This is a genomic window from Mycobacterium sp. 1081908.1, from assembly GCF_001673535.1.
Classification (GTDB): Bacteria; Actinomycetota; Actinomycetes; order Mycobacteriales; family Mycobacteriaceae; genus Mycobacterium.
Genome location: NZ_LZLY01000089.1, coordinates 23,025 through 46,206, shown reverse-complemented (window position 1 = coordinate 46,206; position 23,182 = coordinate 23,025). Strand labels below are relative to the sequence as shown.

The following is a 23,182-nucleotide window of genomic DNA, read 5'->3' as shown; positions in this document are numbered from 1 at the left end:
CTCAGCCGGCCTCGGCGGGCGTGGGCGCCTCGCCGAACCGCGCCAACACCAGCGTTCCGCACACCGCCACAACGAATCCCGCGATCACCAGCCAGCCGAGGCCGTCGCGGGCGGAGTCGCCCAGCCAGACGACACCCACGATCGCGGGGGCGATCGTTTCACCGACGACCATGGCCGCCACCGTCGTCGTCACCGAACCGCGATGCAGGGCGGAGGTCAGCAGCAGGAATCCCGCGACCCCGCCGCCCGCGCCCGCGTAGAGGGCCGGCTGCGTGTAGAAGGCGGTTTTGGTCGGGTCCACGACATCCATCAGCCGCACGGCGATCTCGACGACACCGAATCCGCTTCCGGCGCAAAGTCCGAGCGCAAGCCCCCGCGCCCGATCGTGTAGTCGGCCCGCCGCCGCGCCTATGAGAAAAATCGCGGCCACCACACCGATCAGCGCCCAACCCAGTCCGGCCGGTGCGCGACGAAAGTGTCCCGGGCCGGCCGCGCATGCGAGCACGACGAGGCTCACGCACACCACCGCGACCGCCGTCCACTCCGTCCGCGACAGCCGCGCCGAAAGCACCCACGCGGACACGAGCCCGGTGACCGCGATGGACGCGGCCAGCGCCGCCGCGACGACGTAGATCGGCACCAACCGCAGCGCCACCACCTGAAGCAGAAAACCGAGCACGTCAAGGCCGATACCGGCGAGATAGCGCCACTGCCGGACGGCCCGGATCAGCAGGACCGCGTCGACGCCCGACTTGCTGGCGGGTTCCACCGACCGCGTTGCCACCGCCTGCAATACCGTGGCGGTGCCGTAGCACACCGAGCAACCCAGCGCGAGCAGGAACCCGATGAGCACGGACTAGACAATACGAGACGAAGGGATTCTTCGATGATTGGCGTCGAGGGCAAAGTTGTCGCTATCGCAGGCGCAAGCAGCGGGATAGGGGAGGCAACCGCGCGTCTGCTCGCCGAGCGCGGCGCCAGCGTTGTCCTCGGTGCGCGTCGCGTCGAGCGCCTCGAGGAGATCGCGCGCGAGATTCGCGATGCCGGGGGAGCCGTCGTCATTCGCTCGACGTCGACGGGTGGTCGGCGATGATCGACGTCAATCTGCGCGGGGTGCTGCACGGCATCGCCGCGGCGCTACCGGTTTTCCGCCGACAGGGCCGCGGCCACTGACTTCTACGTCGGTTAGCGGCGACTTAGCGGTTGGCGGCCTGCTAAGAACCGAAACCGACTGAAGTTCAGGAAATCGGAAACGTTGCCACCAAGTTGGGAGTCCCAGAGCCGCACTAGACGGCTGCAGGTTGAACTGCTTGACTATATCTAAAACTTGGATTGATTTATCTGCTCCTGTGAAATGAAGGCGTTTTCAAAAGGGTTCGGTCCGGGCGTAAATGAAAATGAGGGTGGACTCCCCGGTGCAGCGCTCCCGGTAAACGTTGAGGTGATACCGAAGAAGTCCATAAATACTTTTCCAAAGCTTCCGGAAGCACTCACGGTCCCGGTGGCCTGAACCGAAGCCACCGTCACGGTCGGTCCGTCGCCGAAGAGTGTGTGAGGGTTTAGTGTCACGGTTCTACCCCCGGTCAGTGTCCCACTGTCAGCAGTTCTCGAAGCGGTGACTTGCCAGCCCGTGTCTTCGAAGCCAAAGGCGCCTTCGACGTTCTCTACCGCCGCATCTATCCCTAAACTCTTCGCCTCTGCTTTCACCCCATCTTCAAAAGTATTCCAAGCGACATTAGCGGCGTTCACAATGGGAGTCAGGTCGAAGGTGGCCGCGGCGTTGGCCGCGGCCACCTGACCAGTACCGACCGCGTTCACCAACGTCTGTTGAGCGTTTACGGCCTCGGCGCTCGCATACTGCGCAGCTCCGCCGCTCAACAGATTCACAAATGCATCGTGAAAGGCCGCCACCTGCGTGCTGAGGCTCTGAAATTCCTGGGCGCTTGTATTAAAAAGTGTCGTGATTGCCGCCGACACTTCATCAGCGGCCGGGGCTGTGATCGAGGTTGTTTGGCCGGCCGCCGCCGCGTAGGAGCTACGGAGCGCCGAGCGTAAGGTCTCCAAGTTCCCGCTCGCTGCGGTCACGAGGTCCGGCGTGATGGTCAGGGACGACATAGTCGACTCCTCTGTCGAACAGTCCGCGGCGCCTTCGCCCTTACCCCCGGGTGAGTCAATTTACTATGCGAATTGTATGAGTTGCAATTATTTCTTGACTTATTGTCTGTGATCCGACTAGGGAACTTAGCCGGGGCCGCCTGTGGTGGAGAGTAGGGGCGGCCCGATTCAACCTGTCGCCGGATAGTCATCCCGTTGCACTTCAATCATGCCTTGTTGCATCAATCCGACTAGCTTGAAGAATGCCGTACGTACCGTCATGGAAGGCCTGCACCAAGAGTCGACCGATGGCGTCATCCGAACCACTTCGATATCACCGGGATTCGTCGACACCGAGCTCGACGGTTCCATCGACGATGCCGCGCAGCGTGAGCAGATCCGAACCACCATGAACGACTTCGGCCTCCCACCTGCGGCGGTGGCGCGCGCCGTTGCATTCGCGATCGAACAGCCCCACGACGTCGGGATTGGTGAGATCGCTATCCGCCCAACCGTCCAGGGTTAGCGACCCAAAGGCCCCTCACAACTCCGAGATGATGTGGGCGCGCTTCGCGCTGTACTCGGCGTCGGAGATCGCGCCGTCCTCGCGCAGCGCCTCGAGTTCCCTGAAGCGCTCGGAAACCGGCACCGGCGGTTGCGGATACGAATGCGCTATCGGATGCGCGGGCGGCCTGGTGTCCCGGGCGCCCCATCCGGATCCGAGGTTGATCAGTCGCAGCGCGAAGAGCACACCGCCCGCGGTGATCGGCAGGCCGAGGTAGAGCATCCACCCCAGCGGCAGGCCCGCCCGGCTCAGCGCGAAGTAGCGCGCGAGCAACAGCAGGGCGATGAGCGCGCCGGACAACAGGACTGCGGTCTTCGTCTTCATGGCGCAAGTGGAAACCGGGCAGGTGGCTACCGATCCCAACTGCGGCACAGATAATGCAACACCAGGGCGGTGACGACCCCGTATCCGAAGTGCGGAATCAAATCGCTGATCCACCCGACGACGCCCCAGGTTCGGGGGTCCGTCACGCCGAGCACGGTCATGGGCCCGTTGGTGCCGATGAGGGCGATCGCCGTCGCGACCAGCGTGGCGACCAAGAGGCCCGGGCGCCAGCCCAGCGCGTAGGCCAGCCCGAGGAGCACGCCCATCCCGATGCCCGCGGCGTAGCCGGTCAGCGCGCCGAGGCCGAGCAGCCGGTTGGCCAAGACGTCACCGCTTCCCGGCACCGTCACGCCGAACAATCGCGCCATCGCTTCGACGGTCCGTTCGGGCGTCGAGCTCGTCGGGCGTCCCCGCACCGCGATGTCCAGATAGGTGATCACGTTGAGCGCGGTGGTACCGGCGGCCCCCGCGGCGGCGCCGCACAGCAGCCCCGGCCAAAGCCCCGAGATTCGCGTGGTTTTCATCGGCCACCGCCTGTCCGTGTCGCTGTGCGCGCCCCGCGACAAGAAACTACAGTCGATTCCGTGACGATTCGCGTGGGCAGGGCGGCGGCCGCGGTCTGCGGTGGCGCCGCGCTTGTGCTTGCGGCCGGTTTGGGTGTTACCGGTGCCGACGAGTCGAGGGGCGGCGCGACGGCCCCGCCGTCGAGTGTCGCGCCCACGGGCGGCGGCGCGATTTCGGTGCGGCCCGCTGGCGGCGGCGCCTGCATCGTCGGCCTCAACTGTGGCTGCATCCCGCACCGCACCTGCCCCACGCCGCACCCGCGTCCGGGGACCGCGGGCGCAAATCAACACAACGCGCCGGCTCCGCAGAATCCGTAGTGTCCGGGCTTCCTGACCCAACGACGAGCGGCTTTCCTATCATTTGCCAATGAGCGCCGGTGGGCTGGATACCGTGGGCTCGCCGGCATTCACCGACGAGGACTCGGCCCTGTTCCGCGCCGCCGGTTGGTGGTCGGATTCGACGCTGTCGGACGCGGTACGCCATAACGCGCGGTCGTCACTTCGCCGCCCCGCCTACGTTGACCATCCCGGGACGGCGCTGAATTGGCGCGAATTCGACAATGCGGCAACGGAATTGGCCGAGCGGCTGGCCGGTGTCGGTGTGGTGCGCGGTGATCGAGTCGCGGTGTGGCACGGCGATTCCGCCGCCATCCACGTGCTGTTCGTCGCGATCGAACGGTGCGGCGCCGTCGTCGTCGGCATCGGCGCGCGGGCCGGGACCCGCGAGGTCGGCGCGATACTGCGCAACTCGCGGCCAAAGCTACTGGTCAGCGACCCACAGCGCAGCGCGGCCGCGGCCGGAGTGGCCGACGAATCCGCGGTCTCCGCGCTGGTCCTGGACGGTGAACCCGGTGCGCTGCGGCTGAACGTTGACGCGGAGCCCGCAAAGGTGCCGGCGGGATCGCAACTGGGTGCCGACGACGTCTTCCTGATCAACTCCACCTCCGGGACCACCGGCCTGCCCAAATGCGTGGTGCACACGCAAAACCGTTGGCACTACTTTCACCAGAAGGCCGTGGCCAACGGTCTGCTGACGCCCGACGACATCTTCTTGCCGGTCATCCCGACGCCCTTCGGGTTCGGCCTATGGACCAGCCACACAACCCCGATCTATCTCGGCGCCACCGCGGTGATCCTGCCGCGGTTCACCGCGTCGGCGGCGTGTGAGACGATCGCCCGCCACCGGGTCACCGTGCTGTGTTGTGTCAGCACGCAACTGACGATGCTGATGGCGGACCCGGCCAGTCGCGAACACGACCTGAGTTCGCTGCGCGTCGTTTTCGCGGGCGGCGAGGCGCTCCCGTACCGGCCCGCCGCGGAGTTCGAGGAGCTGACCGGCGCGAAGATCCTGCAGTTTTACGGCTCGAACGAAACCGGGTTGCTGAGCGCGACCACGGTCGACGACCCCCGCGACCGCCGGCTGCGCACGGGCGGCCGGATCGTCCCGGAGATGTCGGTTCGACTCTTCGACGGCGACCGCGACGTCACCGCGACCGGCCGCGGGCAGCCCGCGTGCCGCGGCCCGGCGACCAGCCTCGGGTACCTGGGCGGGACCGACCACGACAAGCTCTTCACCCCCGATGGCTGGATGCGCATGGGCGACATCTGCGAGATCGACGCGGATGGCTATCTGACCGTCACCGGCCGAACCTCGGATTTCATTGTGCGCGGCGGGAAGAACATCAGCGCGAGCCAGGTCGAGGACGCCGCCACCACCCACCCCGCGATCGCGGTCGCGGCAGCCGTCGCGATGCCCGATCCGGTGTTCGGTGAAAAGGTTTGCCTTTACGCCGAACTCGTCGACTCCCGGGCCCTCGACCTGCCGGGGCTCGTCGAGCACCTGTTGGCGCAGGGCGTCTCCAAGGAGCTGCTGCCCGAAAGGCTCATCGTGCTCGACGAGCTTCCCCGATCCTCCGGCGGCAAGATTGCCAAAGGCCAGCTCCGCGAGGATATTCGAATCAGGACGGAGGCGAATCATGAACGCTCCTAACGCACGTCGAGGCGGCGTCGAGGTGTGGGCGCCATCGGTGGTGCCGCCGATCGGCGTCGACCTGTCGAACGAACAGGCGCTCGCGGTGGCCTTCCGCCACCTCGCCGGCATCGGATTCGCGGAAAACATGGCCGGACACATCACCTGGCAGCTCGACGGCCAGACGGACATGTTCGTCAATCCGTGGGGGCTGTGGTGGCAGGAGCTCACCGCCTCGGACATCTGCGTGGTGGACAGCGAGGCGCGGGTGGTCCGCGGTCGGTGGGATGTCACCCCGGCCATCCACATCCACACCGAACTGCACCGCGTGCGCGATGACGCCCGAGTCGTCATTCACAACCACCCGTATTACGTCTGCGTGCTGGCCGCGCTGGGCAGGCTTCCCGAGCTGGTCCACCAAACCGGTTCGCTCTACCTCGACGACCTGTGCCTGGTCGACACCTACGACGGGGAGATCGACAGCCCGGCCCGCGCCGCGGATCTCGCCGCGCGCATCGGGGGCGCCAACCTCACGATCCTGGCCAACCACGGCGTCATCGCAACGGGTCGCAACCTGCCGCACGCCGTCTACCGCGCGGCATCAATCGAACGGGTCTGCAAGCTGGCCTATGACGTCATGCTCACCGGCCGGGACCCGGTGCAGATGAACTGGTCGGACATGGCCGGCATGCAACGGTCGCTGATCGAACGCGCCGCCGACGTGTACTGGGCGGGGGCCGCGCGGATGACCATCAAGGCCGATCCGGACGTCCTCAAATGATCGGCACCGGCTGTGCATCCCTGGACTCACACCGAAAGCCGTCACCGCACAGCCAATCGTCGACGCAGTCGCAAGGAGGCTGACGAGTGAAATCGATCGACGAGCTGGCCGGCGACCTGCGATTCACCACCGCGAAGACCGGCGACGATCGCTCGGTCACCTTCCTGCCCGACCCGCCCCGCGCCCCGCGCCGCTACACGGTGATCTCCGTGGACGACCACATCGTCGAACCGCCGGACACCTTCGCCGGCCGCCTGCCCCGGAAGTTCGCCGACCGCGCCCCGAAGGTCGTGGAGACCGACAGCGGGGGACAGACCTGGGTCTACGACGGCCGGGAACTGCCCAACGTGGGATTCAACGCCGTCGTCGGGCGGCCGGTGGCGGAATACGGATTCGAGCCGGTCCGGTTCGACGAGATGCGCAGGGGCGCATGGGATATCCACGCGCGGGTCAAGGACATGGACCTGAACGGGATATACGCCTCGCTCAATTTTCCCTCCTTCCTGCCGGGGTTCGCCGGCCAGCGGCTGCAGCAGGTCACCACGGATCGCGACCTGGCGCTGGCCTCGGTGCGCGCCTGGAACGACTGGCACCTGGAGGTATGGGCGGGCTCCTATCCCGAACGCATCATCCCCTGCCAGCTGCCGTGGCTGCTGGACCCCGAGCTGGGCGCGAAGATGATCTACGAGAACGCCGAACGCGGGTTTCACGCCGTCACCTTCAGCGAGAACCCTGCGATGCTCGGGTTGCCGAGCATCCACTCCGGCCACTGGGACCCGATGATGGCGGCCTGCGCCGAGACGGACACCGTCGTGAACCTCCACATCGGGTCCTCCGGTTCGTCCCCGTCCACCACCGACGACGCGCCGCCCGACGTGCAGGGCGTGCTGTTCTTCGCCTACGCCATTTCCGCGGCGGTCGACTGGTTGTACTCCGGGCTGCCCAGCAGGTTCCCCGACCTGAAGATCTGCCTGTCCGAGGGCGGAATCGGCTGGGTCGCGGGCCTGCTGGATCGCCTCGATCACATGCTCAGCTATCACGCCATGTATGGCACCTGGCAGGCCCTTGGCGAAAGATTGACCCCCGCGGAGGTTTTCACCCGAAACTTCTGGTTCTGCGCCGTGGAGGACAAGTCGTCGTTCGTGCAGCGCGATCGGATCGGCGTGGACAACATCATGTTGGAAGCCGACTATCCGCACTGCGATTCCACCTGGCCGCACACCCAAGAGACGGTCCACGAGCAGATCGGCGACTTGCCGCCGGACGTGATCCGAAAGTTCACCTGGGAGAACGCGTCTCGGCTGTACCGCCACCCGGTGCCGGCGGAGGTGCAGCGCGATCCCGAGGCGTTCTAGACGTTCTCGCGCTGCCGCTCGTGCGGGCACGGGCAGTCGGCGTCGCCGGGCGCCGCGGCGCGGTGTGACGCGGCCACCGGTGACGACACCGACGCAAGGGCGGCGTTTCTCGGGCACGACGGCGCCGCGACCCAGTCCATGAACTGCCATATCGCGGTCACCAAAGCGATGAGCAGCAACGCCGTCGCGATCGCGTGGAGCAGCAGGTAGTAGGCGTATGCGGAGGGGGATTGCGGTGAACCATCCCCAGCGGCAACCGTTTTGAACGTCGTTATTCCCACCAAGACGAGCCCCCTTTTCGAACCAACCGCGTCGATCGCCACAACAACTGCTCGATAGTCCTTCGGAGCCACGTCCGGTTCGGACGGCGACGACGTGAACACAATGCGCAAAAGCTCAAGATCGCTCGTTGCGTGGCTATCGCGCACAAGCGCGTCAGCGCCGTCATCGCTGCGTAGCTTCGAGTGAGCAAGGCGTCGAGAACCCCTCGACATCGACACCGACCAGGAGCGCGCCGTGTTCACTCAGCCGGAAATCACTACGGGATCAAACGCATACGGCGCGACGACCGCCGCGCTTCCGCAGCGACTGCCGGCGCCGCGCGACGGGTATGTCGAGCGCACGGTGATCGCCAGCGACGGCGTGCGACTCGCGGTCCGTGACTACGGCGCCGCCGGCGCCCGCAACCACACCGTCGTCCTGCTGCACGGTCTGTGCCTGACGCAGTCGAGCTGGGCCCTGCAGGTCCGCCACCTGGTGCGCCGGTGGGGCGACAGCGTGCGAATCATCACCTATGACCACCGCGGCCACGGCCGTTCCACGGGCGCCGACATGCACACCTACCGGATCGACCGGCTCGCCGCCGACCTGGCCGACGTCCTGAGGGTGCTGCGCGTGAGCGGGCCGTTGACGCTGGCGGGCCACTCGATGGGCGGGATGACGGCGCTGGCCTATCTGGGCGGTCCGGCCGCCGATCGCCCCGTGGAACCGCAGGGCCTCGTCCTGGTCGCCACGGCGGCGGGCCGGCTCGCCGAACGGGGCCTGGGCCGCTTGCTGGCCACCCGCGCCACGGGAGCGCTGTTCGATCTCGTGCACCACATGCCCCGACGGGCGACGGATCAGGCCATCAATGGGCTGGTGCGGCCCGTCTGCGAAGGCCTCATCAGGTATTCCGGCGTCGAGCGCAACGGCGCCGCGGCCGTCACGCAATCCGCGATCCGCACGATCTCATTGACGACCGCGGCCGGTTTCCTGCCCAGCCTGAAGCGGTACGACCAGTACGACGCGCTCTCCGCGATCGCCGCCAACACCGTCGTGATCAGCGGCGGGGCGGACCGGACCACGCCGGCCGACCACGCACGCGACCTGGCGGCGGCCATCCCGGGCGCCACGCACCTGCACCGGCCCACCGCCGGGCACATGCTCCTCGAAGAGGACGCGGAGTGCGTCAGCGAGGCGATCGAAGGCGTGATGTCCGCGCGGCGTCGCCCCGCCCGTGGTGCGGCCAGTTGAGTGCCCGGCAGGAGCCCGAATGTTATGCGCGTGCAAATTCTTTTGATTTGCTGTGCGCGAGCGGGCGCGGCTCGCTAGCGTCGGGCCATCAGCGATTGGCTGAATCTCCGCCGCACGGGCGGAAGGGAACGGGAGGTGCCTGATGAGGAAGACCGTTGCCGCGGGCGTTCTGGCGTTCTGCGGGCTGATGACCACCGGCGTAGGCATCAGCAACGCCGATGAAATCCAGGTCGAAGGGAACTACGCGACCCAGGCCGCGTGCGAGGTGGACGGCCCCCACGTCGAGGTGAACCATCCCGGCACCTTCACCCATTTCCAGTGCGTTCAGCACCCCGACGGCCTGTGGTACTTGTATCTGAGCAACTGATTCCCCGGGCCGGACGGTAATCAGAGCTCGGAGGCCAAACGCCGCAGGATGTCGGCCGCGGGCTCGGCGGTGGCGTGCCGATACCCGGTGCCCGCCCACAGGTGGACGTAGTCGGGCTTGCCCGCCGCGGCCGCGGCTTTTCGCATCGGGCTGGTCAGGTAGTGAATGGCGGGGTAGCCCAGCGGCGCCTGCGCCTCGTGGGCGTCGATGAACGCGTTGCGCAGGCCGCGGGCCGGGCGGCCGGTAAACGCCCGGGTGATCACGGTTTCGGTGAAGGCGGGATCGGTGAGGGCCGCCTGGTGGGTGGCCGAGGCGCCGCTTTCGGTGGCGCGTAGCAGCACCGTTCCGACCGCGGCCGCCGCGGCCCCGGCGCGGATCACGTCGGCCACCGCGGCGGGAGTGGCGAGCCCGCCGGCGGCCATCACCGGCAGCGGCACCGTCGCGACGATCCGTGCGACGAGGTCGACGATCGGGACCGGCGTCAACGGCTTGCGCGGCGAGAGCGTGCCCGAATGCCCGCCGGCCGTCGCCGCCTGCACCGCGAGCATGTCCACCCCGGCGTCGCGCGCTTGCGCCGCCTCCTCGGGCGTCGTCACCGTCTGCACCACAACGGTATTGGCCTTTTGCAGGGCGGTGATCACGTCGCGCGGCGGGATCCCGAAGGTGAACGACACCATCGGCACCGGGTCGTCGAGCAACAGCGCGATCTTCTCGTCGAACCGGTCGGTGTCGTCGATCGGCTCGGTGGGAAGCGTCAGACCGAACTGGTCGGCCTCCTTTTGGACGATCGCGGCGTAGGCGCGGTAACTGTCGGGGTCGACGGGCAGGGGATTGGGCGCAAAGAGGTTGATCCCGAAGGGAATTCCCTCCGCCCGGATCTTCTTGATCTCGGCCTCGACCGCGTCGACGGTCTTGTACCCGGCCGCCAGCATGCCCAGGGCGCCGGCCTCGGTCGCGGCCGACACCATCGCCGGCGTCGTGGGCCCGCCGGCCATCGGGGCGGCGACCAGCGGTATCGACATCCCAAACTGTTCCAGCATCCCAGTCCCCCTTCCGAGTCCGGATCACGCGCTGCCTTGAGAATATCGGCGACGCATTGCCATTCCATCCCGGCGCCGGACCTGACAGGATGCTTCACCGTGAAGGGGCCCAACTTTCTCGTCATCGTGGCGGACGACCTCGGATATTCCGACATCGGTGCGTTCGGCGGCGAGATCAACACGCCGAACCTGGACCGGCTGGCCTACGCCGGCGTCCGGTTCACCGATTTCCATTCCGCCCCGGCCTGCTCGCCCACCCGGGCGATGCTGTTGACCGGCACCGACCACCACATCGCCGGCATCGGCACGATGCTGGAGGTCGCGGCCCCGGAGTTCCGCGGCGCCCCGGGCTACGAAGGCCATCTGAACGACCGCGTCGTGGCCCTGCCCGAGCTGCTGCGCGACGCCGGATATCTGACGCTGATGTCGGGCAAGTGGCACCTGGGCGACACCATCGAAACGTCGCCGTGGGCCCGCGGATTCGAGCGCTCGTTCGCCTTGCTGCCGGCCGGCGCCAGCCACTACGGCCCCGCCACCGGCGGCGGGTTCTCACCGGTGGCAACCCTTTACACCGAGGACGACCGGTTCGTCACCGTCGGCGACGACTTCTACTCCTCCGACTTCTACGCCGACACGCTGTTGCGCTACCTCCGCGAGCGCCCCGAGGACGACGACCGCCCGTTCTTCGCCTACCTGCCTTTCCAGGCGCCGCACTGGCCGCTGCAGGCCCCGGGCGAGTCCATCGCGGCCTACCACGGCCGCTACGACGCCGGGCCCGACGAGTTGCGCGAGGCGCGCCTGGCGGCGCTGAAGAAGCTCGGCCTGTGCCCGCCCGACGTCGCGGCGCACCCGGTCGTGGCCGACGGCGCCCCCGAATGGGCCGACATGACAGACGACGAGCGCGCACGCTCGGCCCGCAGCATGGAGGTCTACGCCGCGATGGTGGACCGGATGGATCAGAACATCGGCCGGGTCGTCGACTACCTGGCCGACACCGGCGAACTGGACAACACCGTCGTGATCTTCCTGTCCGACAACGGCGCGGAGGGCGCGATGGTCGAGGCGATGCCGTTGCGTGGCGCTCAAATCGTCGCGCAGATCGAAAAGTACTGCGACAACAGCCTCGACAACCTGGGTGGCCCCACCTCGTTCATCTGGTACGGCCCGCGCTGGGCGCAGGCGGCCACGGCGCCGTCGCGCCTGCACAAGGCGTTCACCACCGAAGGCGGGATCCGGGTGGTGGGGTTCGTCGCCTGGCCCGGCTTCGCGCGGCAGGCCGAAATCGGCACGGCCTTCACGACGGTCATGGACATCGCCCCGACGGTGCTCGAGCTCGCCGGCGTCGCGCATCCGGGCACCTCCTACCGCGGCCGCGAGGTCGCACCCATGCGGGGCCGCTCGCTGGTGGCCTACCTGTCGGGCGACGCCGAGGAGGTGCACGGCGCGGACACCGGTACGGGCTGGGAGTTGTTCGGGCGCAGGGCGATTCGGCAGGGCGATTGGAAGGCCGTCTATCTGCCCGCGCCGTACGGGCCCGGCGCCTGGCAGCTCTACGACCTCGCCGACGACCCGGGCGAGATCGAGGACCTGGCCGCGTCGCGGCCCGACAAGCTGGCCGAGCTGCTGGCGCTCTGGGACCGCTACGTCGAGGAGACCGGCGTGATCCTCGACCCCGTCTCGGTGTTCGACGCCGACCTCTAGGCGCCCGATTTCGGCGATAGCCGTGGCGGGCGGCGGCCGGGTGCTAGCGTCGGCTCCGTGTCAGCAGACGGCAATCCCATCCGAATCGGCATCCTGGGTGCGGCCCGGATCGCGCCTTTGGCCGTCGTCAACCCCGCGAAGCAACACAGCCAGGTCGAGGTGGCAGCCGTGGCGGCCCGCGATTCGGAGCGTGCGCGGGCCTTCGCCGCCAAGCACGGCATCCCGCGGGTGCACGACAGCTACGACGCGCTGATCGCCGACCCGGCGATCGACGCGGTGTACAACCCGCTGCCGAACGGCCTGCACGGGAAATGGACGCGGGCCGCGGTGGCCGCCGGCAAGCACGTCCTGTGCGAAAAGCCCTTCACCGCCAACGCCGCCGAGGCACGCGAGATCGCCGAGATCGCCGAGAATTCGGACCGGGTGGTGATGGAGGCGTTCCACTATCGCTACCACCCGCTGACCCGGCGCGTCGAGGAAATCATCGCCTCAGGCGAGCTGGGCAAGCTGATAAGGGTGGAGGCCGCCATGTGCTTCCCCCTGCCGAGGTTCGCCGATATCCGCTACAACTATTCACTTGCCGGCGGGGCGCTGATGGACGCCGGGTGCTACTCGGTGCACATGGTCCGCACCTTCGGTGGTTCGACGCCGGAAGTCGTTTCCGCGCGGGCGAAATTGCGCGATCCTCGGGTGGACCGGGCCATGACGGCCGAGGTCAAGTTCGCCGGCGGGCACACCGGCCGGATCCGCTGCTCGATGTGGTCGTCGCAGCTGCTGCAGATCAGCGCGCGCGTGGTCGGCGAGCACGGCGAGGTTCGAGTGCTGAACCCGGTGTTGCCCAGCCTTTTTCACCGGCTCACGATCCGCTCGGCCGACGGTCGGCGCGTCGAGCGTTTTTCGCGCCGCCCGTCCTACGCCTATCAGCTCGACGCCTTCGCGGCGTCGGTCCTGCGCGGCGAACCGGTCAGGACAACCCCGGAAGACGCGATCGAGAACATGACCGTCATCGACGCGATCTACCGAGCCGCGGGCCTTCCGCTACGCGAGCCGAGCTGAGCGCTAACCCGTTGACCGGGCGGCCACGTCGCACAACAAGCGGCGCGCCGCCTCGACGCACGGGCGGAGGCGATCGATCGGGCCGACGCCGGCCAGCGCCAACGACCTTCTGGGGACTTCGATTTCGATCACGATGTCGGCGGGAAGCGCGGAAAGGATGTCGTGTAGCGGCAATTCGCCCTCGCCGGGAACCATGCGCTCGTAGACGGCTTCCTCCATGTAGTTGTCGCCGCGCGGTTGCATCGTGGTGTCGTTGACTTGGGCGTAGCCGATGTGTTCGGGGTCGATGGCCGCGACATCGGCGGCGGTCGAACCGGATCGCACCAGGTGCATCGTGTCGATCAACAACCGAAAGTCGGGCCGCGCGACGTGTTCCCGGGCGGCCAGCGCGGTGGGCAGGTCGCCCACCGTCAGGCCCGGTACCGGTTCGACCACCGTCTGTATTCCTCGCTGGGCGGCCAGTTCCGCCAGGACCGCGAACTGGTCGAACGTGCGGCCGAGGTCGGGGTCGAGGCTCACCACGTTGATCCGGGGAACGGCGAGCTCGGCCAGCGCGTCGAGATCGCTTGTGAATTAGCTCATCTCGGCTCCAGGCAGGATCAGGAACCCGTCGCCCAGCGAGATCGCGACGCCACGGTGATTCATCGCGGCCCGCACGTCTCGCCGCAGCGCCGCGTCCTTCAGCGAGAACGGCGGATAGCCGAGCGACACCAGCGGCAGCCCCCGCACCACGGCCGACATGTACCTGCAGCCGAGGTCCGCGGTCAGGTCGACGAATTCCACTGGCGGAAGGCCGAAGCCGCCGAGGAAACCGATGCCGAGGCGGTCCATGCTAGGCGGGGCGGCCGGCCAATTGGGCCAGCTGGTCGGCGGCCTGGGCCGTCTGGGTGGTCAACGCGATCTTGCCGGAGGTCACCTGCTCTACGATGATCGGCGCCTCAAGAACCAGATCGTCGCGGATGAAGGCAACGTGGTCCTGCAGGTGGGTGGCGGTGAATGTCGCCCAGGCCGCCGCGGACTGCGGGTCCATTGTCAGGCTCACCTCGTAGAAACCGGACGTCAGTGACGCCGGTGGATCCACGTGAATCAGCGCCAGTCGCATCGTCTCGGGACCCAACGTATACAGCGTGGTCCGGGCGAGGTCACAGGTAACCAGCGAGGCGGTCGGCGCGACCGGGCCGCTCGGATTCGTGGCGGGGCACTTGCTGGGCGCCGCAGGCTGCGACTTTTGCACCGGCCGCACCGGCAGCGGCTGGATGACGACCGCGGGCGCCGCAGGCTGAGTGGTCGTCGGTGCCGCGGTGGTGGTCGTACGGGTGGGGGCGTTGTGGTGTGGCGTCGACTGGCAGCCGCAGGCCACCGCAGCGAGCAGCAGGGCACTCGTGAGGCCGCGGGAGCCCCGGGATCCGCGGTGAATCATTGCACCAGACTTTCATCCGCCAACCCGTTGTCTCGGCGCGACACGCTCTTTACGGACACTACGAATATAGAGTAGTCTCTCGCTCCGGATACCTTGCGATGGACAAACGACGAAAGCCCAACCCCACCGAACGCCGCCGCGACCTTTGCGACGCGGCGATCCATCTCTTGGCGCACGACGGGGCCAAGGGGCTGAGCCATCTCAAGGTCGACCGCCAGGCCGGGGTCCCGGACGGCACCACCTCGTTCTATTTCCGGACCCGCTCGGCGCTGCTTCGCGCCGTGGCCGAGCGGGTGGCGGAGCTGGATTTGGCGACCTTGCAGTCCGTGGCGGACGAGGCCGACGGCGCCGACGGTCCGCCAAACAGTGCGTCGCCGTCGCGGTTGTCCCAGGTCGTGATTCAGGCGGGCAACGAGCCGCAGTTGTCGCGGACCAGGGCCCGCTACGAGCTGACCATGCAGGCCAGTCGCGACCCGGCGGTGGCGGCGATTCTGCAGCAGGCCACGGACGCATTCACCAAGCTGCACCGCGAAATTCTGGTGCAACTCATGCCGCGCGGCGCCGAGCTGGAGTCGGCCGTGGTCGAGGACCTGAGCAACATCACGCTCACCTTCATCAACGGCCTGCTGCTGCGCTTCGCCCATGGCGACCGAGTCGTCGACAGTCCCGAACAGCTCGACGGGATCCTGACGGCGATGGCAACCGGCATCCTGAAGAACCCGAACAAGGGCCGGCTCACCGAAACCGCTCCACCCCGATGAGTCCGGTGTCAGGGTCTTGCCAGAGCACCCGCCATATGGTTCTCTACGAGAATAGAGTGAACGCGGCCGTATTTAAGCGGCGTGTATAAATTCCGCCGCGGCGGATATCCGGATGGTCAGGCGAAAATGCAGGCGCTAGGAGGGATTTCGTGACGGCGAGCACGGATAGCGATGTTCATTTCGACCCATACGACGTCGACCTGATCGCCGACCCGTATCCGATGTTCGCCCGCCTGCGAGACGAGGCGCCGCTCTACTACAACACCGAATACGACTTCTACGCGCTGAGCCGGTTCGCCGATGTCAACAAGGCCCTGGTCGACCACGGCACCTACAGCTCGGCCCGCGGCGTCATCCTCGAGTTGATCAAGGCCAACCTCGAAATCCCCTCGGGCATGCTGATCTTCGAGGACCCGCCCATCCACGACGTGCACCGCAAACTGTTGTCGCGAATGTTCACCCCCCGCAAGATCAACGCGCTCGAGCCGATGATCCGGGAGTTCTGCGCTCAATCGCTGGATCCGCTGGTGGGGTCGGGGCGATTCGACTTCGTCACGGATCTCGGCGCGATCATGCCGATGAAGGTCATCAGCACGCTGCTCGGCATTCCCGAAGACGACCAGGAGTACATCCGCGATCGTGGGAATGCCCAACTGCGCACCGAGCCCGGCAAGCCGATGAGTGCCGCCGAGCATGGCCTCTCGGTCGGCGAGCAGTTCGAGGCCTACATCGACTGGCGCGCCGAGCATCCGTCGGACGACATCATGACCGAGCTGCTCAACGTCGAGTTCGTCGACGAAAAGGGCGTGAACCGGCGCCTCACTCGCGAGGAGATCCTCGTGTACCTCAACGTCGTCGCCGGCGCGGGGAACGAAACCACGACACGGCTGATCGGTTGGGCGGGCAAGGTTTTGGCCGAGCACCCCGATCAGCGCCGCGAGCTCGTGGACAACCCCGGGCTCATCCCGCAGGCGATCGAGGAGCTGCTGCGCTATGAACCGCCGGCCCCGCACATGGCGCGCTACGTGACCCGTGACGTCAGCCTGTACGACCAGACCGTGCCCGAAGGCAGCGTGATGATGATGCTCCTCGGGTCGGCGTGCCGCGACGAGCGCCAGTTCGGGCCCGACGCAGGCCGATTCGACATCCATCGCGAACCGCGGCCGCACCTCACGTTCAGCGTGGGCACCCACTTCTGCCTGGGTTCGGCGCTGGCGCGGCTGGAAGGCCGGGTCGCCCTGGAGGAAATCCTGAAGCGCTTCCCCGTGTGGGAGCCCGATCTGGCCAACGCCACGCTCAGCCCGACGTCGTCGGTGCGGGGCTGGGAAACCCTGCCGACCGTGGTGCCCTGATGGCGGGCCGGGTCGAGGGCAAGGTCGCCTTTATCAGCGGCGCGGCCCGGGGGCAGGGCCGCAGTCACGCGGTGCGCCTGGCGCAGGAGGGCGCCGACATCATCGCGGTCGACGTCTGCGGACCGATCGAGAACCTGGCCTACCCGCATTCGACTCCCGAGGACCTCGCCGAAACCGCCGACCTGGTGAAGGGGCACAACCGTCGCATCGTGACCGCGCAGGTCGACGTGCGTGACTACGACGCGCTCAAGGCGGCGGTGGACGGCGGCGTCGAACAACTCGGCCGTCTCGACATAATCGTCGCGAACGCGGGCATCGGCACGTTCGGCAACAAGCTGCACAAGATTCGCGAGAACGTCTGGCAGGACATGATCGACGTGAACCTTTCCGGTGTCTGGCACACCGTGAAAGCCGGTGTACCGCATATCATCGCCGGCGCACGCGGTGGCTCGATCGTGCTGACCGGCTCGGTCGGATCGCACAAGGCGATGGCCTACACCGGCCACTACATCGCCGCGAAGCACGGCGTGATCGGCCTGATGCGCGCGTTCGCGGTCGAGCTGGGCCAGCACATGATCCGGGTGAATTCGGTGCACCCCAGCCAGGTGAACACGCCGATGACCATGAACGAGGTGACGTTTCGGCTGTTTCGGCCGGACCTGGAGAATCCCGGACCCGACGACTTCGCGCCGTTCTCGCAGATGACCCACACGCTGCCGGTGCCGTGGGTGGAAGCCGCCGACATCAGCAACGCCGTGCTGTTCCTCGCCTCTGACGAATCCCGCTATGTCACCGGCGTTTCGCTGCCCGTCGACGCGGGAGCCTTGCTCAAGTAGAGAAGTGGAGAAGAAACGCATGCCCGAGTACGACTACGAGAAGTTGAAGAAGGAAGCCGAGCAGTACATCAGGTTCGAGAAGGACAAGACGAACCGGATCGCCTACATCACCTTCGACCGTCCCGACGCGCAGAACGCCACCACGTTGGGCATGCGGCAGAATTACGCCGACCTGATCCACAAGTGCAACGTCGACGACGACGTCAAGGTCGTGGTGATCCGCGGCGAGGGCGAGGATTTCGGCAGCGGCGGGGACCTGCCCGAGCAACGCCCGATGCTGGAGAACCCCGGCCTGCCGCTGCTGCATGAGCTCGCGATCAACGACGAGGACGTCAAGTACCCGCCGGGTGGGTCGTACCGTTACCTGTCCACGGTCACGGACTTCTACGCCAAGGCCCGCGCAGGAAACCGCCCGTTGCAGGAGCTTCGGAAGATCAGCATCATCGAGGCCAAGGGCTACTGCTACGGGTGGCACTTCTATCAGGCCGGCGACGCCGATCTGGTGGTGTCGTCGGACGACGCCCTGTTCGGGCACCCCGCGTTCCGCTACGTGGGCTGGGGCCCGCGCCTCTGGTGGTGGGCGGAGACGATGGGCCTGCGGAAGTTCTCCGAAATGCTGTTCACCGGGCGGCCGTTCAGCGCGAAGGAGATGTACGAGTGCGGCTTTGTCAACAGCGTGGTGCCGCGGGAGAAGCTGGAGGAAGAGACGCTGAAATACGCGATGGCGTGCTCGCGCTCGCGCCCCACTGACACCGTCGCGGTGCAGAAGACCTTCCTGGAGCTGTACAAGCAGCACAAGGGCGAATACTTCGGCAGCCTCCTCACCGGCATGGTCGAGGGGATGTTGCCGCTGATCCAAAACGACGCGCAAGAGGTCGACCTCACCGAGGGCACATTCGAAAAGGGCCTCAACAACGTGGTTAAGGACAACGACCTGAACTTCCCGCCGGAATGGCGCCTGAGCCGCTCGGGGCGGAAGAAGCCCTGACCGCTTCGAGGGGGCGCCCATGTCCGCCTTGACGGGCTTCCGGATCGTCGAGTTGGCCGAGACGGTCGCGGGGGAGTACTGCGGAAAGCTGCTGACCGACTTCGGCGCCGAGGTGATCAAGGTCGAGGCGCCCGAACGCGGCAGCCGCACTCGCGCGATGGCGCCCGTCCTCGCCGACGGGCCCGAGGGCAGCGCGCTGTTCGCCTACCTCAATACCAACAAGCGTTCCGTCGTCGTGGACGCCGAGCGCCTGCAGGCGCTGATCGCCTCGGCGGACGCGGTCATCGAGGATCGGGACTCGGGCCGGTCCGAACAGCATCCCTCGGTGGTGTTCTGTTCGATAACGCCTTTCGGCGGCGGCGCGCCCGCCGAGTTCGGGAACGCCAAGAGCCTCAACGTGTTCCACGCCAGCGGCTGGGGGTATCACACACCGAGCCACGCCGATCCGGGCGGGCCGCCGCTGCAGGGACCGGGCCGTTTCCTGGCGGACTACGAGGCGGGTCTGGACGCCGCGCTGTGTGTCGCGTCGGCGCTGTTCGGGCGGCTGCACACCGGCCGGGGCGAGTCCATCGACGTTTCGGGGCACGCGGTGCTGGTATCCCGCGCCGACTGCATCCTGGGCCGCTTCCTCGCCGGGGAGATTCCGTCAGAAGGCCGCCGTGACGATTACGACCAGGCGGGCCCGGCGTCGTTCTTCGCTTGCGCCGACGGCTTCGTCTACCTGTACATGACCAGCCGCGCCCATTGGAGCGGCCTAAAGGAACTGATGGGCCATCCCGCCTGGCTCGACGCCTTCGAGGACGACTGGCTGGAGTTCTCCGTCACGGCGGAAAAGGTCGACGCGTTTCGGCGGGGTTTCGCCGCCTGGGTCCGGGACATGGCCAAAGAGTCGGCGGCCGAGCGGGCGCAACGCTTGGGGGTGCCGTTGGTCCCGGTCAACGAGGCCGGGGACCTGCACCGGTCGGCGCAATACCGTCACCGCGGGTTCTTCCAGGAGGTAAGCCACCCGGTGTTGGGCGATGCGGCGTATCCCACCGTCCCGTACGCACTCCGCACGTCGCCGGCCCGAATCACCTCCGCCGCACCGACGCTCGGCCAGCACACCGATTCGATCATGGGCGGCCTCGACGCGCCGCGCACACCGCCGGCGGTCAGTGCGCCGCAACTCAAGGCGCCCAAGCATCCGCGCGGCGGGCCGCTGCAGGGCGTCCGCGTCGTCGAGCTGGCCAAGGTGTGGGCCGGTCCGTACGCCGGCAAGCTCCTGGCGCAGTTGGGCGCCGAAGTGATCAAGGTCGAAACCGCCGGCGCCCCCGAGGAGATGCGGGCCTACGGCGGCACGGACATCAACCACGCCCCGTACTTTCTCAGCATCAACCACGAGATCCTCAGCGTGGAACTCGATATCAAGTCGGACGAGGGCATGGCGCGGCTGCGCGAGTTGATCGCGCGCAGCGACATCGTCGTCAACAACCTGCGGCCGGGCGCGATGGAGCGGCAGGGCCTGGGCTACGAGCAGCTCGCGGCGATCAAGTCCGACATCATCTCGGTGTCGATCAAGATGTGGGGCAACGAAGGGCCGCTGGGGCATCAAACCGGTTATGCCCCATGCTTCGCCGCGCTGGCCGGGCTGGCGTCGCTGGTCGGCTACCCGGGCGGACCGCCCCTCGGGACGAGCATGCGCTACGGGGATTCCACCGTCGGGGCCGCCGCCGCCTACGCCGCCGTGGTGGCGTTGCTGCATCGGGATCTCACCGGCGAGGGCCAGTTCGTCGACCTGTCGGCGGTGGAGACGCTGTCCTCGATGGTCGGCGACTGCCTGGTCGAACAGAGCTTCACCGGAAAGCGCCTGGGCCCCAACGGCAACCGGCATCCCGACCTGTGCCCACACGGCTGCTACCCGTGCCGGGACGATTCGTGGATCGCCGTGGCCGTGGCCGACGACGGTGAATGGCGCCGGCTGTGTGGGGTGTTGGGCGCCGAGGCACTGGCCGGCGATGCGCGCTACGCCACGGCGGGGGCCCGGCGCCGCCATACCGACGCGCTGGACGACGAGCTCGCGGCGCTCACCCTTGACCACGACGCCGAGGATTTGGCGCAGCGCCTGCGTGCCGTGGGGGTGCCGGCGTGCAAGAGCGCCACCGTGATCGACACGATCGGCGACCAACGTTTGTGGGACCGCGAGCTGTTTCGCTTCGTCACGGATCACCGCGAAGGCCAGCGCCCGATCGTGGGGCCGTCGTGGCGGCTGGCGCGTTCCCCGGCGCGAATCGAACGCGGCGCACCGGACTTGGGCGAGGACACCGACTACGTCCTGCGCGAGATCCTGGGTGCGGGATCACCGGCGGGAGGGGCACGGTGACGGCCATCCTGGCGGAGACGGCGGCCCTGGTGACGGGAGCCAGCAGCGGTATCGGGGCCGCAACGGCGAAAGCGCTTGCGGCAGAAGGCGCCGCGGTGGCCGTCCTCGCACGTCGCGCGGACCGGCTCGCCGAGCTGAAGGCTGAGATCGAATCCGCGGGCGGCACAGCGCTGGTCGTCACCGCCGATGTGACCGACGCCGACGAGGTGTCCGCGGCCGTGCAGCGCACAACCGCCGAGCTGGGACGGCTCGACACCGTGGTGAACAACGCCGGACTGATGCGTTCCGGGCCCGCCGCCGAGGCCCGCCTGCAGGATTGGGACGACATGGTCTCGGTCAACGTGCGGGGCGTCCTTTACGTCACCCGCGCCGCGCTCCCGCACCTGATCGAGGCGGCCGGCAGCTCACCGCGCGGTGTCGCCGATCTGGTCACCATCAGTTCGACCGGCGGCTGGGTGGCCCGGCCCAACACCGCGGTGTACTCGCTGACCAAATTCGGGGTCAACGCGTTCAGCGAGGGGATCCGCCAAGAGGTGCTCGGGCACCGGGTGCGAGTCGGTGTGGTGGCTCCCGGGACCGTCGATACCGAGATCTTCAGCCACCTTCCCGGCCCCTCGCGGGAGGCGGTCGCGCGCCAGACGGCGGGCATGGTCAAGTTGCGGCCCGAAGACATCGCCGACGCGGTGCTCTACATGGTGACGCGCGATCGCCGGGTCGCCGTCAACCACATGTTGGTGCGCGCGGCGGATCAGACTTGGTGATCTATGGCGAGCGGTTCGGCCTCGCGATCCCGGCCGGCCCCAACGCTTTACGCAGCAGCGCGGCGGGGTTTCTGACTGACGCGTTTCGGGCCTTTGGTGCGCTCGCCGCCGGTAATGCGGTCACGGGGGTAACCGAGTTTCGTGAGGTGGCCGGGGGCAGCACCGGACGCAAAGTCGTGCTGTCGGTCGAATACGCCAGGGCGCAGCCGGGTCTGCACACCGAATTGTTCGTCAAGTTCTCCCGCGATCTCGACAACCCCGGACGCGATCTCGGCAAGACTCAAATGGAGCCAGAGGTCCGGTTCGCGTCGCTGTCCAGGGATCCCGGATTTCCCATCGCCGTGCCCGCGGTGCAGTTCGCCGACTACGACCGCGAGACCGGGACGGGCATCCTGATCACCGAACGAATCCCCTTCGGCCGCGATGGAATCGAACGCCAATACCACAAATGCCTGGACTACGACATGCCCGACGCGGTCGGGCACTACCGCGCGCTGCTGACCGCGCTGGCGCGCCTCGCCGGCGCCTACGGGTCCGGTCGCCTGCCGGAGCGGCTGGCCGCGCGGTTTCCGCTCGATGTGCGGGCCGCAACCGTGGGGGACCGTGCCGCGATGGGCGCCGACAAGTTGGACCGGCACGTGACCCGGCTGGCTGAATTTGTGGAATCTGACCCTGGGTTGTTGCCCGACAACCTCGGCTCGCCGGAGTTCTTGGCGCGCCTGCGCGAAGAGGTGCCGCGGGTCGCGCGTCACGAGCGCACGATCACGAGCCAGCTGGCCGGCGACTCCGACTACGTCGCGCTGTGCCACTGGAACGCCAACATCGACAATGCCTGGTTTTGGCGCGATGGCGACGACGTCCTGCGCTGCGGTCTGCTGGACTGGGGATGCGTCGGCCAGATGAACATGGGCATGGCCATCTGGGGTGCCATGTCGGGCGCCGAAACCGACATGTGGAACGAGCATTTCGACGAGTTGCTGGAGTTGTTCGTCTCGGAGGTTGAGCGCTTTGGCGGGCCGCGGCTCGACCCGGACCGACTGCGCCGGCACACGCTGCTGTACGCGGCGGCGATGGGGGTCGCGTGGCTGCTCGACGTCCCGGCGTTGATACGCGCGCGGTTTGGTGCCGATCCGCCGCGGAGCCGCATGGATCCGCGGATTGCGGATGACGAGAGCGTGCGTGCGCCGCTGCAGATGCTGGCGAACCTGCTCAACCTGTGGGAACGGCATTGCGTGGGCGACCTGCTCGACGAAGCGCTCGCCGAAAGGGAGATCGTCTCTGGAACGTGTCCAGCGGGACCGACCATGGGCGAGTTGGGATTGTGATAGCGCCGGCGATATCACGTCGGTAGGGGTTGGCCGGATTCTGTAATCTCTTG

General features: G+C 67.6%; 22 protein-coding genes and 3 pseudogenes. 17 read left to right on the top strand and 8 right to left on the bottom strand.

Annotated features, from left to right (window positions below; translation table 11 throughout):
• Nucleotide 1: 1 nt before the first annotated feature.
• Nucleotides 2-853 carry a DMT family transporter gene (locus tag A5655_RS12875; protein ID WP_067010568.1) on the bottom strand — a complete coding sequence of 284 codons (852 nt, stop codon included), beginning with the start codon at nucleotides 851-853 and terminating at the stop codon, nucleotides 2-4.
• Nucleotides 854-886: 33 nt separating this feature from the next.
• Here A5655_RS12875 and A5655_RS27140 point away from each other — a divergent pair.
• A pseudogene (locus tag A5655_RS27140) lies at nucleotides 887-1,170 on the top strand (SDR family oxidoreductase); the annotation flags it as partial.
• A gap of 150 nt (nucleotides 1,171-1,320) precedes the next feature.
• On the opposite strand, the gene A5655_RS27135 reads toward A5655_RS27140, so the two are convergent.
• Nucleotides 1,321-2,115: a PE family protein gene (locus A5655_RS27135; RefSeq protein WP_082978626.1), complete on the bottom strand. Its 795-nt coding sequence runs from the start codon at nucleotides 2,113-2,115 to the stop codon at nucleotides 1,321-1,323.
• 238 nt (nucleotides 2,116-2,353) lie between these two features.
• Between A5655_RS27135 and A5655_RS12870 the strand changes: the two are divergent.
• A pseudogene (locus A5655_RS12870) lies at nucleotides 2,354-2,620 on the top strand (oxidoreductase); the annotation flags it as partial.
• 15 nt (nucleotides 2,621-2,635) lie between these two features.
• Here the strand turns inward: A5655_RS12870 and A5655_RS12865 are convergent.
• Both A5655_RS12865 and A5655_RS12860 read right to left on the bottom strand, forming a co-directional pair.
• Nucleotides 2,636-2,983 carry an SHOCT domain-containing protein gene (locus tag A5655_RS12865; RefSeq protein WP_067010565.1) on the bottom strand — a complete coding sequence of 116 codons (348 nt, stop codon included), beginning with the start codon at nucleotides 2,981-2,983 and terminating at the stop codon, nucleotides 2,636-2,638.
• Between the two features lie 26 nt (nucleotides 2,984-3,009).
• Nucleotides 3,010-3,507 carry a hypothetical protein gene (locus A5655_RS12860; protein ID WP_067010674.1) on the bottom strand — a complete coding sequence of 166 codons (498 nt, stop codon included), beginning with the start codon at nucleotides 3,505-3,507 and terminating at the stop codon, nucleotides 3,010-3,012.
• A gap of 60 nt (nucleotides 3,508-3,567) precedes the next feature.
• On the opposite strand from A5655_RS12860, the gene A5655_RS27865 reads away from it, so the two are divergent.
• From A5655_RS27865 to A5655_RS12845, 4 genes are all read left to right on the top strand, one after another.
• Nucleotides 3,568-3,864 carry a hypothetical protein gene (locus tag A5655_RS27865; protein ID WP_156764841.1) on the top strand — a complete coding sequence of 99 codons (297 nt, stop codon included), beginning with the start codon at nucleotides 3,568-3,570 and terminating at the stop codon, nucleotides 3,862-3,864.
• Nucleotides 3,865-3,913: 49 nt separating this feature from the next.
• Entirely contained in the window at nucleotides 3,914-5,536 is a 1,623-nt protein-coding gene (locus tag A5655_RS12855) for a class I adenylate-forming enzyme family protein (RefSeq protein ID WP_067010562.1), read from the top strand.
• Complete coding sequence (locus A5655_RS12850) at nucleotides 5,523-6,296, top strand: class II aldolase/adducin family protein (RefSeq protein ID WP_067010559.1); 774 nt, start codon at nucleotides 5,523-5,525, stop codon at nucleotides 6,294-6,296. Before A5655_RS12855 ends, A5655_RS12850 begins: the two co-directional genes overlap by 14 nt.
• Nucleotides 6,297-6,382: 86 nt before the next feature.
• Nucleotides 6,383-7,651, top strand: a complete 1,269-nt coding sequence (locus A5655_RS12845) for an amidohydrolase family protein (protein WP_067010557.1) — start codon at nucleotides 6,383-6,385, stop codon at nucleotides 7,649-7,651.
• Here A5655_RS12845 and A5655_RS28695 read toward each other — a convergent pair.
• A complete protein-coding gene (locus tag A5655_RS28695; protein ID WP_231999147.1) occupies nucleotides 7,648-8,175 on the bottom strand; it encodes a hypothetical protein in 528 nt (175 codons plus the stop codon). The two genes, A5655_RS12845 and A5655_RS28695, sit on opposite strands and share 4 nt — an antisense overlap.
• On the opposite strand from A5655_RS28695, the gene A5655_RS12835 reads away from it, so the two are divergent.
• Both A5655_RS12835 and A5655_RS12830 read left to right on the top strand, forming a co-directional pair.
• Nucleotides 8,168-9,163, top strand: a complete 996-nt coding sequence (locus A5655_RS12835; RefSeq protein ID WP_067010551.1) for an alpha/beta fold hydrolase — start codon at nucleotides 8,168-8,170, stop codon at nucleotides 9,161-9,163. The two genes, A5655_RS28695 and A5655_RS12835, sit on opposite strands and share 8 nt — an antisense overlap.
• Before the next feature lie 142 nt (nucleotides 9,164-9,305).
• Nucleotides 9,306-9,530 carry a hypothetical protein gene (locus A5655_RS12830; protein WP_067010548.1) on the top strand — a complete coding sequence of 75 codons (225 nt, stop codon included), beginning with the start codon at nucleotides 9,306-9,308 and terminating at the stop codon, nucleotides 9,528-9,530.
• A gap of 20 nt (nucleotides 9,531-9,550) precedes the next feature.
• Here the strand turns inward: A5655_RS12830 and A5655_RS12825 are convergent, their stop codons facing one another.
• A complete protein-coding gene (locus tag A5655_RS12825) occupies nucleotides 9,551-10,570 on the bottom strand; it encodes a nitronate monooxygenase family protein (RefSeq protein ID WP_067010546.1) in 1,020 nt (339 codons plus the stop codon).
• Between the two features lie 99 nt (nucleotides 10,571-10,669).
• Between A5655_RS12825 and A5655_RS12820 the strand changes: the two genes are divergently transcribed.
• Both A5655_RS12820 and A5655_RS12815 read left to right on the top strand, forming a co-directional pair.
• Nucleotides 10,670-12,271 (top strand): arylsulfatase, encoded by a 1,602-nt coding sequence (locus A5655_RS12820; protein ID WP_067010543.1) that lies wholly within the window; start codon nucleotides 10,670-10,672, stop codon nucleotides 12,269-12,271.
• Between the two features lie 57 nt (nucleotides 12,272-12,328).
• Nucleotides 12,329-13,327, top strand: coding sequence for a Gfo/Idh/MocA family protein (locus A5655_RS12815; protein WP_067010540.1), 999 nt, complete (start codon nucleotides 12,329-12,331; stop codon nucleotides 13,325-13,327).
• A gap of 3 nt (nucleotides 13,328-13,330) precedes the next feature.
• Here the strand turns inward: A5655_RS12815 and A5655_RS12810 are convergent.
• Nucleotides 13,331-14,158: pseudogene (locus A5655_RS12810) on the bottom strand (sugar phosphate isomerase/epimerase family protein).
• A gap of 1 nt (nucleotide 14,159) precedes the next feature.
• Entirely contained in the window at nucleotides 14,160-14,747 is a 588-nt protein-coding gene (locus A5655_RS12805; protein ID WP_067010537.1) for a preprotein translocase subunit SecD, read from the bottom strand.
• A gap of 98 nt (nucleotides 14,748-14,845) precedes the next feature.
• On the opposite strand from A5655_RS12805, the gene A5655_RS12800 reads away from it, so the two are divergent.
• The 7 genes from A5655_RS12800 to A5655_RS12770 all read left to right on the top strand — a co-directional run bounded on the left by A5655_RS12800 (nucleotide 14,846) and on the right by A5655_RS12770 (nucleotide 23,129).
• Complete coding sequence (locus A5655_RS12800; protein WP_067010534.1) at nucleotides 14,846-15,508, top strand: TetR/AcrR family transcriptional regulator; 663 nt, start codon at nucleotides 14,846-14,848, stop codon at nucleotides 15,506-15,508.
• Nucleotides 15,509-15,657: 149 nt separating this feature from the next.
• Nucleotides 15,658-16,860, top strand: coding sequence for a cytochrome P450 (locus A5655_RS12795; protein ID WP_067010532.1), 1,203 nt, complete (start codon nucleotides 15,658-15,660; stop codon nucleotides 16,858-16,860).
• A complete protein-coding gene (locus A5655_RS12790) occupies nucleotides 16,860-17,696 on the top strand; it encodes a mycofactocin-coupled SDR family oxidoreductase (RefSeq protein ID WP_067010529.1) in 837 nt (278 codons plus the stop codon). The genes A5655_RS12795 and A5655_RS12790 overlap by 1 nt, the downstream gene beginning before the upstream one ends.
• A 19-nt stretch (nucleotides 17,697-17,715) precedes the next feature.
• Nucleotides 17,716-18,684 carry an enoyl-CoA hydratase/isomerase family protein gene (locus A5655_RS12785; protein ID WP_067010670.1) on the top strand — a complete coding sequence of 323 codons (969 nt, stop codon included), beginning with the start codon at nucleotides 17,716-17,718 and terminating at the stop codon, nucleotides 18,682-18,684.
• A 19-nt stretch (nucleotides 18,685-18,703) separates the two neighbouring features.
• Nucleotides 18,704-21,043: a CoA transferase gene (locus A5655_RS12780; protein WP_067010526.1), complete on the top strand. Its 2,340-nt coding sequence runs from the start codon at nucleotides 18,704-18,706 to the stop codon at nucleotides 21,041-21,043.
• A complete protein-coding gene (locus A5655_RS12775) occupies nucleotides 21,040-21,804 on the top strand; it encodes an SDR family NAD(P)-dependent oxidoreductase (protein WP_067010523.1) in 765 nt (254 codons plus the stop codon). Before A5655_RS12780 ends, A5655_RS12775 begins: the two co-directional genes overlap by 4 nt.
• Nucleotides 21,804-23,129, top strand: a complete 1,326-nt coding sequence (locus A5655_RS12770; protein ID WP_067010672.1) for a hypothetical protein — start codon at nucleotides 21,804-21,806, stop codon at nucleotides 23,127-23,129. The genes A5655_RS12775 and A5655_RS12770 overlap by 1 nt, the downstream gene beginning before the upstream one ends.
• Nucleotides 23,130-23,182: the final 53 nt, after the last annotated feature.

What these genes read in the sequence shown, in the direction of transcription:
- A5655_RS12825 (WP_067010546.1), bottom strand. Translation starts at nt 10,570, where the DNA reads ATGCTGGAACAGTTTGGGATGTCGATACCGCTGGTCGCCGCCCCGATG.
- A5655_RS12780 (WP_067010526.1), top strand. Translation starts at nt 18,704, where the DNA reads ATGTCCGCCTTGACGGGCTTCCGGATCGTCGAGTTGGCCGAGACGGTC.
- A5655_RS12790 (WP_067010529.1), top strand. Translation starts at nt 16,860, where the DNA reads ATGGCGGGCCGGGTCGAGGGCAAGGTCGCCTTTATCAGCGGCGCGGCC.
- A5655_RS27135 (WP_082978626.1), bottom strand. Translation starts at nt 2,115, where the DNA reads ATGTCGTCCCTGACCATCACGCCGGACCTCGTGACCGCAGCGAGCGGG.
- A5655_RS12785 (WP_067010670.1), top strand. Translation starts at nt 17,716, where the DNA reads ATGCCCGAGTACGACTACGAGAAGTTGAAGAAGGAAGCCGAGCAGTAC.
- A5655_RS12800 (WP_067010534.1), top strand. Translation starts at nt 14,846, where the DNA reads ATGGACAAACGACGAAAGCCCAACCCCACCGAACGCCGCCGCGACCTT.
- A5655_RS12865 (WP_067010565.1), bottom strand. Translation starts at nt 2,983, where the DNA reads ATGAAGACGAAGACCGCAGTCCTGTTGTCCGGCGCGCTCATCGCCCTG.
- A5655_RS12850 (WP_067010559.1), top strand. Translation starts at nt 5,523, where the DNA reads ATGAACGCTCCTAACGCACGTCGAGGCGGCGTCGAGGTGTGGGCGCCA.
- A5655_RS12860 (WP_067010674.1), bottom strand. Translation starts at nt 3,507, where the DNA reads ATGAAAACCACGCGAATCTCGGGGCTTTGGCCGGGGCTGCTGTGCGGC.
- A5655_RS12830 (WP_067010548.1), top strand. Translation starts at nt 9,306, where the DNA reads ATGAGGAAGACCGTTGCCGCGGGCGTTCTGGCGTTCTGCGGGCTGATG.
- A5655_RS12805 (WP_067010537.1), bottom strand. Translation starts at nt 14,747, where the DNA reads ATGATTCACCGCGGATCCCGGGGCTCCCGCGGCCTCACGAGTGCCCTG.
- A5655_RS12855 (WP_067010562.1), top strand. Translation starts at nt 3,914, where the DNA reads ATGAGCGCCGGTGGGCTGGATACCGTGGGCTCGCCGGCATTCACCGAC.